The 12,767-nt window shown below is 67.5% G+C and carries 11 protein-coding genes; all 11 read right to left on the bottom strand.

The genetic code is table 11. The annotated features are described in order from the left end of the window. Window positions 1–42: 42 nt before the first annotated feature. Entirely contained in the window at window positions 43–1,995 is a 1,953-nt protein-coding gene (locus LuPra_RS15545; protein WP_110171590.1) for a YjhG/YagF family D-xylonate dehydratase, read from the bottom strand. Window positions 1,996–2,015: 20 nt separating this feature from the next. Beyond that, the gene (locus tag LuPra_RS15540; RefSeq protein ID WP_110171589.1) at window positions 2,016–3,476 is read right to left on the bottom strand and encodes a PQQ-dependent sugar dehydrogenase; all 1,461 of its coding nucleotides are present in this window, start codon (window positions 3,474–3,476) and stop codon (window positions 2,016–2,018) included. Window positions 3,477–3,485: 9 nt separating this feature from the next. Continuing rightward, window positions 3,486–4,115 (bottom strand): gluconate 2-dehydrogenase subunit 3 family protein, encoded by a 630-nt coding sequence (locus LuPra_RS15535; protein ID WP_234800407.1) that lies wholly within the window; start codon window positions 4,113–4,115, stop codon window positions 3,486–3,488. Between the two features lie 53 nt (window positions 4,116–4,168). Next, window positions 4,169–5,884, bottom strand: coding sequence for a GMC oxidoreductase (locus LuPra_RS15530; protein WP_110171587.1), 1,716 nt, complete (start codon window positions 5,882–5,884; stop codon window positions 4,169–4,171). 453 nt (window positions 5,885–6,337) lie between these two features. Beyond that, entirely contained in the window at window positions 6,338–7,384 is a 1,047-nt protein-coding gene (locus tag LuPra_RS15525) for an agmatine deiminase family protein (protein WP_234800406.1), read from the bottom strand. Continuing rightward, window positions 7,381–8,265: a carbon-nitrogen hydrolase gene (locus LuPra_RS15520; protein ID WP_110171586.1), complete on the bottom strand. Its 885-nt coding sequence runs from the start codon at window positions 8,263–8,265 to the stop codon at window positions 7,381–7,383. The genes LuPra_RS15525 and LuPra_RS15520 overlap by 4 nt, the downstream gene beginning before the upstream one ends. A 157-nt stretch (window positions 8,266–8,422) precedes the next feature. Continuing rightward, window positions 8,423–9,310 carry a sugar phosphate isomerase/epimerase family protein gene (locus LuPra_RS15515; RefSeq protein ID WP_110171585.1) on the bottom strand — a complete coding sequence of 296 codons (888 nt, stop codon included), beginning with the start codon at window positions 9,308–9,310 and terminating at the stop codon, window positions 8,423–8,425. A gap of 118 nt (window positions 9,311–9,428) precedes the next feature. Beyond that, entirely contained in the window at window positions 9,429–10,241 is an 813-nt protein-coding gene (locus LuPra_RS15510) for an oxidoreductase (RefSeq protein WP_110174707.1), read from the bottom strand. A 36-nt stretch (window positions 10,242–10,277) separates the two neighbouring features. Continuing rightward, the gene (locus LuPra_RS15505; protein WP_110171584.1) at window positions 10,278–10,889 is read right to left on the bottom strand and encodes a hypothetical protein; all 612 of its coding nucleotides are present in this window, start codon (window positions 10,887–10,889) and stop codon (window positions 10,278–10,280) included. A 46-nt stretch (window positions 10,890–10,935) separates the two neighbouring features. Further along, window positions 10,936–12,006: a zinc-binding dehydrogenase gene (locus LuPra_RS15500; protein ID WP_110171583.1), complete on the bottom strand. Its 1,071-nt coding sequence runs from the start codon at window positions 12,004–12,006 to the stop codon at window positions 10,936–10,938. Beyond that, window positions 12,007–12,747 (bottom strand): orotidine 5'-phosphate decarboxylase / HUMPS family protein, encoded by a 741-nt coding sequence (locus LuPra_RS15495; RefSeq protein ID WP_234800405.1) that lies wholly within the window; start codon window positions 12,745–12,747, stop codon window positions 12,007–12,009. Between the last annotated feature and the right edge of the window lie 20 nt (window positions 12,748–12,767).

Here is a 12,767-nt window from a genome sequence, read left to right as displayed (position 1 = left end):
GAGCGCTTTGGGTTTCACAGGCCGTAGGCGGCAGGCTGCAGCCTACCTGAGCTTCTCCACGATACTGTCCACATCGTAGACGCAGCCGCCCCACGTTCCACCGCTCGCGGCCTGCAATGCCGCCCAGAGCCGCGTCGCAGGCGGCAGCTTCGGGTGCGGCGCCAGCGCCGGATGTGGCGTGCGGTTCGCGAGCGTCTCGACATCGGGCACCAGTTCACCCGTCACAGGGTCCTCGCGCACGAGGTCGATGGTGCCCGCGAGTGCGCGCGTATCGATCTCCACCCGCACGCGATCGCCGTCGCGAAGGCGTCCGAGCGGGCCGCCGGCCAGGGCCTCGGGACCGATGTGCCCGACGCAGGGCCCGGTGGACACGCCCGAGAATCGCGCGTCGGTGAGCAACGGCGTGCCACGCAGGCGCGGCAGGTGCTTCAAGGCCGACGTCACCTGGTAGACCTCTTCCATCCCCGTACCCATCGGCCCGATCCCGGCGACCACGACGACTTCACCTGGCGCGAGCGCGGTCTCGTCCTGCCCCTTGATGGCGCGAATGGCGTCGGCCTCGCTGGTGAACACGCGCGCCGGTCCCAGGTGCCGGTAGATGCCGTCGGCATCGAGGAGGTCGCGAGCGATGGCGGTGCTCTTCACGATCGCGCCCTCCGGCGCCAGTGTGCCGCGCATGAAGCACACCGTGCTGGTCAGCCCCGCGGCCGCTGCCGTCGATGGCGGCAGGATCACGGCATCGGGATCGACCCGATCCCGGTCGCGCAGGATCTGGCGGCAGCGCTGGCGGCGTTCACTCTGCTCCCACCAGTCGAGGACGTCGCCGAGCGTGAGGCCGGTGCAGGTCGGCACGCCGGTCTCGAGCAGGCCGAGCGCGCGCAGGTGCAGCAGCACCTCGGGAACGCCGCCCGCCAGGTGGACGCGGACGGTTGGATGCGGCCCGGCAGGCAGCGCGTCGACGAGGCGCGGGACGGCTCGGTTGACAGCCATCCAGTCGGCGATGCCAGGACGCGTCAGGCCCGCGGCATGCGCGATTGCCGGCACGTGCAGGAGCAGGTTCGTCGAACCGCCGAATGCCGCGTGCGCCACCATCGCGTTGCGGATCGCGGCGTCGGTGACGATCGAACGGGCGGTCCAGCCGAGGGCGTGCTGTGCCTGCAGTGCATACACCGCGCGGGCCGCGCCGTCGAGCCAGATGGCTTGCCCGGAAGGCGCGAGCGCGCTGTGCGGAACGGCGAGCCCCAGTGCCTCCGACACCACCTGCGCCGAAGCCGCGGTACCGAGGAACTGGCATCCGCCGCCAGGCGACGCGCACGCCCGGCAGCCGAGCGCCGCGGCCTCCTCGAGCGAGATGAGTCCGTGCGAGAAGCGGGCGCCGATCGTCTGCACCGTGCCGGCATCCTCGCCGTCGGTCGCAGGCAACGTCACGCCACCAGGCACGATCGCGACCGGCAAGTCGCCAGCACCGGCCATGGCCATCAGCATCGCCGGCAAGCCCTTGTCGCAGGTGGCCACGCCGAGCACGGCAGCGCGGGTCGGAAGCGAGCGAATGAGACGACCGAGCACCGTGGCCGCGTCGTTGCGGTACGGCAGGCTGTCGAACATGCCCGGCGTGCCCTGCGATCGTCCGTCACACGGATCGGTGCAGAAGCCCGCGAAGGGGGTCCAGCCGGTAGCCCGACATGTCAGCGCCGCCTCACGCATCAGGAGGCCGACCTCCCAGTGTCCTGTGTGGTACCCGAGCGCGAGGGGCGTACCGTCCGGCTCGCGCATGCCGCCCAGCGTGCTGAGCAGCAGCATCTGCGACTGGCGGAGCGCGCCGGGGGCCCAACCCATGCCGACGTCCAGCGACCAGCCGAAGAGGTCGCCGCTCGGCTTCTGGAGGAGATCGTCGGGGGTGAGCGGCAGCTGCCCCGCGGGCCCAGGGGCAGCCGTCGTGACGTCGAAGATCGCGGCGTCGCCGCGATCGAGTGCGAGAGGGACGGAAGGAGCCATCGCCGCGCCTTCCGCCCGTCCTACCTGGCCTGATTCGCCGCGGCGCTCGTGCCCGTGGCGGACGCCGGGACGATGCGGGCGATGCGATCGGGCTGATTGAAGGCGATGTAGATCGCGCCGTCAGGTCCCATCACGACGTCGCGCAAGCGGCCGACGTTCTTGAACAGCACTTCCTGCTTCACTCCCGTCGGCGTCAACTCCAGGCGGCGGAGTTCCTGGGCCGCGAGCGATCCGAGAAACAGGTTGCCCTTCCACGCGGGGAACTTGCCGCCGGTGTAGAAACCGATCGAGGACACGGCGATCGACGGCACCCAGTACGTGAGCGGCTGCTCCATGCCCGGCGCCGCCGTCTTGTCGGTCATCGGCGTGCCGTTGTAGTTCATCCCGTAGGTGATGACCGGCCAGCCGTAGTTCTTGCCCTTTTCGACGAGGTTGAGTTCGTCACCACCGCGCGGGCCGTGCTCGACGTCGTAGAGCGCGCCTGTCGTCGGGTGCATTGTCAGGCCCTGCGGATTGCGATGACCGTAGCTCCAGATGCTCTTGATCGCATCGGCCTTGTCGGCAAACGGGTTGTCCGTGGGGATCGATCCATCCTCGTTGATGCGGTGAACCTTGCCGTTGGGACGCGTGACGGTCTGCGCATCGTCCTGCTGTCCGCGCTCCCCGATCGAGAAGAACACGTGCCCCTTGCCGTCGAATACGAGCCGCGACCCGAAGTGCACGTTGGCCGTGCGATAGGTGGCCGCGGGCGCCTTGAACAGCTGCTGCACCTCGACGAGCGCGTTGCCATTCAGCTTGGCGCGAATGACGGCCGTCATCGCCGAGTCGTTCTCGCCCGGGTCGCTGTAGGAGAGGTAGATCCAGCCGTTCTTCGCGTAGTCGGGATGCACCGCCACGTCGAGCAGGCCGCCCTGGCCCTTCGACCACACGGCGGGCACACCCTGCACCGGCTCGGCGGCGAGCACGCCCTTGGCGTCGGCGATCCGGAGGGCACCGCCTTTCTCCGTGATCAGCATCCGGCCATCAGGCAGGAAGTCCAGGCCCCACGGCGCCGTGACGCCTTCGAGGACGGTCTCGAGCTTGAACGCATGCTTCTCGCTCTGCACGACGACGTTGGCCGCGGGTGCGGCATAGCCAGCGCCCGCCGCCTTCGCCTTGCCGGCCGTCTCGCGGATGTAGACGACCATCGCGCGAATGTCTTCGTCGTTCAACAGGGTGCCGAACGCGGGCATGCCCGTGGGCACGCGGCCGTTCTTGATCGTCGAGGCGAGGGCGGCATCGTCGCCGTTGCCTGAGACCCAGGTGTCGTCGAGCATGCTCGGTGCCTGCGCCCCCTGCATGGAGGCGCCGTGGCAGCTGGCACAGACGTCGGTCCAGACCTTGGCGACGTCCTTCTTGGGCGCTGGCGCCTGCGCCAGCAGCAGCGGCCCGGCGGCAAGCGCCCCCAGGCCGACAATTGAAGCGGAAATGCGGAGCAACATGCCGCTAGATTACATCGACTCCGTGTACCACTTGCCTAGCGGCTCGTAGCTGACACCGAGGTGGTCGAGGGCCTCCTTCGGCGCGCCGGTCCACTTGGGCACGAAGGTATTGCCCTTGTAGTCGAGGTCGGCGATGCCGATCTTGCTCGTGAAGAAGCCGGTGGCTGTCAGATCCCGGACCGCACTGAAAAAGCGGACGCCGTGCGAATGTTCCGGCTTCGCCTTGGCCGGATACGCTAGCGCGTCGCAGATCTCGGTCTGCTGTGCCTCGGTGCTCTTCACGAACGGCTGCCCATAGCGCTTGCGGCACTCGCTATCGAGCCACCGGAGACCGCCACGCATCATCGTCTGGCGATCGGGCTGGTCGATCATCATGTAGTCGATGAACTCGGGCACGCCGGCCTCGCTGGCATTCCCGGACCGCTCGTCCTTCGGGATGATCAGGTTGGTCAGCGCCGTGACCGTGGCCATTTCGTGCGGCGTGAAGTACTTCGGCTTGTAGGGAGCCTTGGCCGCGGCAGCCGACTTCTTCGCCTGCTGCGCGTGCTGGTGGGCCTGCTGCGCCTCGGCCTCGGTCCAGGCGATGCCGACCATGGCGGGCGCGGCTCCGAGCACCTTCAGCACCTTGCGTCGATTCATGCTGTCCATCGTGTCCGTATCCCTTGAAGGGCCACTCGACGAGCGGCCTCGACCTAGATTGCGAGGGCCTTGCGCTGCTCGGCGATGTACTCGCTGGTGCGCCAGGCAAGGGCCATGATCGTCCACGTGAGGTTCTTGTCGGCCTGCGACACGAACGGCCCGGCGTCGGCAACAAACAGGTTCTTCACCTCGTGGGCCTGGCAGTACTTGTTGAGCGCCGAGGCCTTCCGGTCGTCGCCCAGGCGCACGACGCCGGCCTCGTGGATGATGCGGCCGCCAGCCGCAAGGCCGTAGTCCTGCTCGGCGCCCGGGATCTTGCCGAGCACCGTGCCGCCCATCTCTTCGATCAGGGCCTTGAAGGTCTCCATCATGTGGCGCGCCTGCAACCGCTCGGAGTCGCCGAACTTCCAGTGGAAGCGCGGCACCGGGATGCCCCACTTGTCGACGACGTTCGGGTCGATGTCCATGTAGGTGTCTTTGTTGGCCACCATCTCGCCGCGTCCGGCAAAGCCGATCGTGGCGCCCCAGAGACGCCGGTACTCTTCCTTCAGGCCCTTGCCATAACCTCCGCCCGACCCGCCCGGGTGGCGGTCGATGCCGCCCATGAATCCGAAGCCCGGCATGTGGCGCCCGCCGCCCGGCTCGATGTGATACCCGCGCGGGAACGGCAGCTTGTCCTTGACGTTGTTCAGCCACCAGGGCATGTACAAGTGCATGCCGCCGGTGCCGTCCTCGTTGTAGTTCGGCATGCCGACCATCTTCGGGATGAACCCGGACAGGCTGGCGCCGGTGGAGTCGGTGAGGTTCTGGCCGACGGCACCACTGCCGTTGGCGAGGCCGTTCGGGAAGCGCGCCGATTTCGAGTTGAGCAGCAACCGCGCGCTCTCACACGCACTCGCAGCGAGCACGACGATGCGGCCCTGCACCGCCTTCTCCTCGCCCGTCGCGGTGTCGATGTAGGAGACGCCGGTCGCCTTGCCCTCGTCGTTGCTCAGCACCTCGCGCGCCATCGCGCCGGTCACGATGGTGAGCTTGCCGGTCTTCATCGCCGGCGGCAGCAGCACGGTGGTCGACTGGAAGTTCGAGTGCGTCGTGCAGCCCCGTCCGCACTGCGCACAGTAGTGACAGGCGGCGCGGCCGTTGAGCGGTTTCGTGAGAATCGACAACCGCGCCGGCACACACGCGACCTTCAACCGGTCTGCTGCCTGCTTGAAGTACAGCTCGTACGCACGCGGCAGCGGCGGCGGCTGGAATTTTCCGTCCGGCTCGTTGTGCAGCCCCGTCTCGGCGGCGTGGTTGGTGCCGAAGATGCCGACAAACTCGTCCAGCTTGTCGTAGTACGGCTTGATGTCGTCGTAGGTGAACGGCCAGTCGTCACCGACGCCGTCGATGCTCTTGCGGCGGAAGTCGTCGGGCCCCCAGCGCAGCGAGATGCGACCCCAGTGATTGGTGCGCCCACCGAGCATGCGGGCGCGGAACCAGTCGAACTGCGATCCAGGCGCCGACGTATAGGGCTCGCCATCGAGCTGCCAGCCACCCCAGGCGGCATCGAATTCGCCGAACGGACGTTCAGTCGACGCACCCCGTCGCGGCGAGTCGTAGGGCCAGCCCAGCATCTTGCCATCGCGGCCCTGGTCCCACTCCGGGCCGGCTTCGAGCATGCAGACCTCTGCGCCGGCTTCGGTGAGCACCTTGGCGGTGATTCCGCCGCCGGCGCCCGAGCCGACGACGACCACGTCGTACACCTTGGGAGAACGGATGACTTGCATCTGAGATAGAACCTCGGTGTGTGTCACGAAGACTGAAGAGTCGTCGAAGTGTACAACCGAATATCGACACCGGATACCAGGTATCGGGTTCCGGGTATCGGGTTCCGGGCACCAACGTTTTCGGGAGTCGGGAGTCGGGAGTCGGGAGTCACCGAGCGGGGGCATCGGGCCGTGTCGGCCGATCCCGTGACGACGCGTCAGACGCGCCCGGCCCCTACATCCAACGTGGTGCTGTCGAGATCCAACGTGGTGTAGCTGTCGACCTTGGTCGACAGTCGGCGACGACCCGGATCGGGAGTCGGGAGTCGGGAGTCGGGAATCACCGAGCCGGAACCGGATGCTCCGCCGATGCCGCGTTGACGCGTCGAGCAAGCTCGACGCCCACACCTCGCTTGCTCGTAGCCTGCAGGCTGCAGGCTGCAGCCTACCTGCGGCCGCCGAGGTTCGCGCGGCCTACAGAGAGTGCGGTTGCTGCTGCGTCACGCAATGGATTGAGCCCATGCCCCACACCAGCGGCTCGCACAGGATCGGGACGACCCGGCGCGTCGGGAAGAGATCCCGGAGAATCGCCGTCGCCGCGGCGTCGTTGGCGTGACCGTATACGGGCGCGAGCAGCACGTCGTTGGCGATGTAGAAGTTCGCGTAGCTGGCGGGCAGGCGTTCGTCGTCGGCCATCACGTGCCCACACATCGGCAGCGTGACAATCCGCCACGGTTGGCCGTCGGGCTGCCGTGCCGCGCGCAGGCGCGCCAGGTTGTCGCGGAGCGGTACGTGGTTGGCGTCGGAAGGGTCGTCTTCCACGGCGGTCACGATCGTGTCCGGGCCCACGAAGCGAGTAATGTCGTCGACGTGCCCGTCGGTGTCGTCGCCCTCGATGCCCTCGCCCAGCCACACCACCTGCTGCACGCCGAGGTACGCGCGCAGCGACGCCTCCAGATCCGCCTTCGTCACGCCTGGGTTGCGGTTGGGGTGGAGCAGGCACTGCTCCGTCGTGAGCACGGTACCGGCGCCATTCACGTCGATCGAGCCGCCTTCGAGGACCAGCCCTGGCTCGAACTTCATGACGCCGGCCAGCTCGTCCAGGCGCGCAGGCACGGAGGCGTCGCGCATCAGCGACTCGTACTTGCCGCCCCACGCATTGAAGCGCCAGTGATTGAACGCCAGCTGCTGCGCAGGTCCGAGCAGGAAGTTGGGACCGTAGTCGCGAATCCACGAGTCCACGGTCTCGATGGGGATCAACTGCAGGTGCTCGAGGCGTGCAGCGCGCCCGTGGCACCGCTGCCGGACGTCCTCGGCAACGTCGGCATTGTCGACGAGCAGGCAGACGCGCTCGTGCGGCGTCAAGGCGTCGATGAACTGCAGGAAGATCTCCTGCACCGCGGGAACACGATCGGGCCACGTGGCCGGGTCCTTTGGCCACGTGAGCCACGTCGCCGCATGCGGCTGCCACTCGGCCGGCATGCGATAGCCGAGTGCGGCAGGGGTGCGCGCCAGGCTCACGGTTCGATCAGCCGCTGCGTGAGCGGCGCATAGGCGTCGATGCGTCGATCGCGAAGGAACGGCCAGTTCTGGCGTGTCTGCTCGATCAGCGAGAGATCGCACTCGACCAGCAGGGTCTCCTCGGCTTCGGCCGACGCCTTGGCGAGGATGCGTCCGAAGGGATCGGCCACGAACGACTGCCCCCAGAACTGCAGTTGTCCCTCGATCCCGACGCGATTCACGGCAACCACGAAGACGCCGTTGGCGATCGCATGCGCTCGCTGCGCGGTCTCCCAGGCCGAGTGCTGGGCGAGATTCATCTCCGTCTTCTCCCCGGGCAGCCAGCCGATCGCGGTCGGGTAGAAGAGCAACTGCGCGCCTTGCAGCGCCGTCAGGCGGGCCGCTTCGGGGAACCACTGATCCCAGCACACCAGCACGCCGCAGTTGCCGCGTGAGGTCTGATGGACCTTGAAGCCAAGATCTCCGGGTGTGAAGTAGAACTTCTCGTAATAGAGCGGGTCGTCGGGGATGTGCATCTTGCGGTACTTCCCCACCACGCTGCCGTCCTGATCGAAGATGACCGCGGTGTTGTGGTAGACGCCCGCCGCACGCCGTTCGAACAGCGACGACACCAGCACCACCTTGTGCTGCCGCGCCACCTTCGCGAGTGCCTTCGTCGTCTCGCCGGGAATCGGTTCGGCCAGCGCGAAGAGACCCGTGTCCTCGGTCTGGCAGAAATACTGCGACTTGAAGAGTTCCTGCAGGCACACGATCGTCGCGCCACGGCGTGCGGCCTCGCCGATGCGGCTGATCGCCTTCTTGAGGTTCTTCGCCGGATCGGGCGCGCAGCTCATCTGCACGAGCCCGACGACGGGTTTGGAGGACGCCTTCTGTTTGGCCATTACTCCCACTTGTTCTGACGAACGCTGAACGTTGAACGCCGAACGCCGAACGAACGCCGAATCACGAACGCTGCCTTGAAGAGAACGCCCGCCCTGTGCGCGTCGAGCGAAACTCGACGCCTACAACCCGGTACCCGGAACCCGGCGCCCGGTGCGGCTACGAGCCGTAATACTGCGCCCGCTTGGCCTTCAGGAATTCGGCCGACCGGGCGAGTTCGTCGAGTCCGTTCATGCCGTCCTCGATCGAGATCCAGCCGTCGTAGCCGGCCTCGGCAAGGATGCCGAAGATCGTGTCGTAGTCGTTGAGGCCCTTGCCCGTCTCACCGTGCTTGAGAGCGGCACTGTAGCCGGTGCTCCCGTCGGCCTGTTTCAGGTCTTCGAGGGTGGCGCCCTCTTCGAGATACCGATCCGACGCGTGCATGCTCACCACGCGATGCCGGACCTTCTCGAGGAACGCGAGCGGATCGTAACCGCCGACGATGGCGTTGGACGGGTCGTACTGGACGCCGAAGTTCGGGTGATCGATCTGCTCGACGATCTCGAGGAACACGTCCTCGGCCTGTGCGAATTCCGGATACGTCCAGTTGCCGTCCTTGTAGTGGTTCTCCATGCAGAGCACGACGTCGCGTTCGGCCGCGTACTCGAGCGACGCGCGAATGCCCTCGACCGTCCGCTGCACACCCTCGGCGCGCGTCATGCCCGGCAGTCGCTGCCCGCTGAGCGTGCGGCAATGCCTTAGCCCGAGCGCCACGGACATGTCGATGGCAGCCTTCTGTCGCGCCACCTGCCGCCGGCGTTCGTCGGCGTCCGGATGCGTGAAGTCAGGAGAGAAGCACAGCAGCGAGGACGCCTGCCCCGTCTCCTCCATCACCTCGCACACGCGCGCTGCGCCGTCCGGCCCGAGCGGCGCCAGGAACCCGTCGTAGTGCTCGATGCCCTCGCCACCGAGGCCCTTCGCATCGCGCAGCCACTGGAGGTAATCCATGCGGCCGGCACACAGCTCGTCGAAGTAGCACTTGGGAAAGACGGAAATACGAGGTGGCATCAGATTAGGAGGGCTACGGCCTACGGCCTGCGGGCTACAGACGACTGCCGGACAGAGTCGGGCAGCTACACGGGTCTACGGCAGGCTGCAGGCTTCAGGCTGCAGCCCACGCGGCTTCTCACCAGGCCGGCGGCGCGCCGACCGGATACTGCTCGAGATCCATCACCGAGCCGGTCACGCACGCACCTGCATCCGACACATAGTACGCGACCGCGTATGCCGTGTCGGCCGGCTCCAGCAGGCGACCGAACGGGCGCGTCTTGACGGCTTCGGCGACCCATTCGTCGCCTTTGCCTTCCTGCTCACGCTTGACCTTCTCCTCGCCCTCGGTGAGGGTCCAGCCGACGTTGATCTGGTTGACGCGGATCCTTGCCGCATTGAGCTGCGCCGCGGCGTTCTTCGTGAGTGTCATCAGCCCGCCCTTGGCCGACGAATATGCCGTCAGCTTCGGCTCGCCGATGTAGGCATTGACCGACCCGATGTTGAGAATCACCCCGCCGCCCTGCCGCTCGAGATGCGGCACGGCGGCCTGCATCAGGAAGAACGGCGCCCGCAGGTTGATCGCATGGATGCGATCCCAGTCCTCGATCGTCGTCGTCCGCACGTCGCCGCGTGACGTGTCGGCGGCATTGTTCACGAGGATGTCCAGGCGACCGAAGTGGGCGGCAGCCCGATCCACGAGTTGTCGGCACTGCGTCGCGTCGGTGAGATCGCTGGCCTCGAAGGCGGCACGCGCGCCGGCCGCGGTGATTCCCGCGATCACCTCCGCGCCCCTCGCCTCGGATCGCCCGTTGACGATCACGGCCGCACCCAGGGCCGCCAGCTGCAGCGCGATGCCTTTGCCGATGCCTGACGTCGACCCGGTAACGAGAGCGACGCGGCCCGTGAGATCGAACGCGCGAGGGAGATTCGGGATCTTGAGGTCAGCCATGAAGACTCGGAAGGGACGCGCGGCGCGCATCCGGGTTCATTGGACAGGGTCGTAAATGCGCTTGATGGGCTTGCGCCGGCCGACGCCGCCCCCAATCTCGATCTCGAGCGACAATCCGCGCGGCGAGGTCAGCGTGAAGGTCTCCTCGATCGTCACGCCATCGTCGAGGCTGGTCTCGCGCACCAACCGGCCCTTCTTCCAGCGGGTCTCGGTCTCGACGACGCCGTTGACGGACTGGTGCCGCTCGGCCTTGCCGTTGGTGCGGTAGCGGACGGTGCGGCCATCGTCGTAGGTGAACGACACGACCGAGCTGTCCTGAGCGATGCTCAGCTTGCGCACCGGCTCGAGCAGTTCCCGCAGCAGTTCCATCCGCTGCTTGCGCGTCTGGGGATCGACGGCCGCCTCGGGCGAAGCCGGGCCGCCCGGCGAGCCATAGCCTCCGAGCGGCTGGCGTCCCGGCATGCCGAGCCCACCGACTGGCACCCGGCCGGCGGTCGGCATCTCGTTCTCGTCGCCACCGGTCCCCCCGACGTCACTCGCCTCGGCGTTCAATCGCCACGTGCCGGACAGATCGGCAGGCGCTTGCGCGCGGGCCGAGGCAACAGCCACCACAACCAGGAACGGGACCAGCAGGAATCGATGGCGCATGCCAACTCAGACGTCACACGCGGCGGACGGGCCGCCACGGCGCGTGCTAGCGCTTCGGCCCTTCCGGGCCGTGCGGCAGGAGGACGGACTTGATCACCTGGCCGCTGTGCATGCCTTCGAAGGCCTCGTGCCAGTGTTCGAGATCCGTCCGCAGGCCCACCACCTTCTCGGCGCCGGTCCGGCCGGCGGCCAGCAGGCTGATCACGCGCTCCCACACCGGGTAGTTGTGGCTGAAGGAGCCATGCAACCGCACGGCCTTCTGGACGAGCGGATTGAGATTGATCGGCACCAGATCGGGCGACCAGCCGACCTTGACGACCGTGCCGTCCGGCTTGCACATCTGCAGCGCCGCATCGAGCGGACGGCTCGCCCCCGAGGCATCGCACACGACATCGGCGCCCAGCGGGTCGAGCGCGCGCACGACCTCCTCGAGTGACTGGTTGTCGACGTCGACGACATGCGTCGCGCCGAGTTCGCGCGCGACCTCGAGGCGTCCCCGGTCGGCCGCGCGGCCAGCGACCACGAGCGGGTACGCGCCACTGAGCGCGGCCATCTTCGCGCAGAGCAATCCGATCGGTCCAGGACCGAGCACGACCACGAGATCACCCGGCTTGATGTCCGCATTGACGCACATCGACTGGTAGGCGACACAGTGCGGCTCGGTCAGGCACGCGATGTCGAACGGCAGCGTGTCGGGAATGTGATGCAGGCAGCGCGCCGGCACGCGCACGTACTGCGCCATCGCGCCATCGATGCCGTAGCCGAATCCCTTGCGGGTCGGACACAGGTTGTAGCGACCGGTGCGGCACAGCAGGCACTCGCCGCAGATGTACGCGGCGGTCTCACTGACGACGCGGTCGCCTTCCTTGAAGGCCTTCACGTCGGCACCGACCTGGGCGACGACGCCACCGAATTCGTGCCCGAGCGTCACCGGCGCGTTGACCGGCCATGAATGCGTCAGGTAGGCCTGGTGCACGTCCGAGCCGCAGACGGAGGCGGCGCCCACGGCCAGCAGCACGTCGGCCGGCCCGATCTCGGGCACCGGGACGTCGCGCAGGGCCACCTGCAACGGCTGGTCGAGGCCGAACTGCACGACGGCGGGTTGCATGGCACCCATCTACTTGCCCTCCTGCGCGATCCGCGTCCCGTCGGCGGTCCAGCGCTTCAGCGGCGTCTTGCGGATCTCTGTGCTGATCTCGCGCAGCACCGTGTGCAGGTCGTTGCTCGAGGTCTTGAATTCGTTGGCGTCGATGACCAGCGGCGCCCCGAGCACGACCAGGGGTGCGCCGTGCGCCGGGCAGTCGATCGCCTGCGGGATGGTCAATCCGCCAACGGCCTGCACCGGGACGTTGACCGCCTCGACCACCGCGTCCAGTTCGTCCATCGGACTGAGGCCCTTGACCAGGCCGCGCTCGTCGAAGCCGATGTGGTGGATGATGTAGTCGCAGCCCAGCGATTCCAGCCACTGCGCGTTCTTCACGCGATCCTCGGCGACCATGTTGTCGCCCATCACCTTGATGCCGTAGTGACGCGCGGCGTCGACGACGCGACGCACCGTGGCCTCGTGCGCACGCCCCATGACCACCACGAGGTCGGCGCCGGCCTTGGCCATCATCTCGGCTTCGAGGTACCCACCGTCCATCGTCTTCAGGTCGGCGACGATCGGGTGATTCGGGAACCTCGCCCGGAGCTGCTCGACCGCGTGCAGCCCCTCGGCGAGCAGCAGCGGCGTGCCGGCCTCGAGCCAGTCGACGCCCGCGTCCACGGCAATCGCCGCGGTATCGAGCGCTTCATCGATGTTGGTGAGGTCGAGCGAGATCTGGACGATCGGGAAGGTCAGGGAGGAAAGACGAGACACAGGGACATTTTAATGAAAAT

Origin of the sequence: Luteitalea pratensis, from assembly GCF_001618865.1 — a bacterium.
Lineage (GTDB): Bacteria > Acidobacteriota > Vicinamibacteria > Vicinamibacterales > Vicinamibacteraceae > Luteitalea > Luteitalea pratensis.
Note: the sequence above shows the minus strand (reverse complement) of the source record. Positions and strands in the feature narration are given on the sequence as shown.

Coding starts and splice junctions, on each gene's coding strand:
- LuPra_RS15545 (WP_110171590.1), bottom strand. CDS start 1,995: ATGGCTCCTTCCGTCCCTCTCGCACTCGATCGCGGCGACGCCGCGATC.
- LuPra_RS15540 (WP_110171589.1), bottom strand. CDS start 3,476: ATGTTGCTCCGCATTTCCGCTTCAATTGTCGGCCTGGGGGCGCTTGCC.
- LuPra_RS15535 (WP_234800407.1), bottom strand. CDS start 4,115: ATGAATCGACGCAAGGTGCTGAAGGTGCTCGGAGCCGCGCCCGCCATG.
- LuPra_RS15530 (WP_110171587.1), bottom strand. CDS start 5,884: ATGCAAGTCATCCGTTCTCCCAAGGTGTACGACGTGGTCGTCGTCGGC.
- LuPra_RS15520 (WP_110171586.1), bottom strand. CDS start 8,265: ATGGCCAAACAGAAGGCGTCCTCCAAACCCGTCGTCGGGCTCGTGCAG.
- LuPra_RS15515 (WP_110171585.1), bottom strand. CDS start 9,310: ATGCCACCTCGTATTTCCGTCTTTCCCAAGTGCTACTTCGACGAGCTG.
- LuPra_RS15510 (WP_110174707.1), bottom strand. CDS start 10,241: ATGGCTGACCTCAAGATCCCGAATCTCCCTCGCGCGTTCGATCTCACG.
- LuPra_RS15505 (WP_110171584.1), bottom strand. CDS start 10,889: ATGCGCCATCGATTCCTGCTGGTCCCGTTCCTGGTTGTGGTGGCTGTT.
- LuPra_RS15500 (WP_110171583.1), bottom strand. CDS start 12,006: ATGGGTGCCATGCAACCCGCCGTCGTGCAGTTCGGCCTCGACCAGCCG.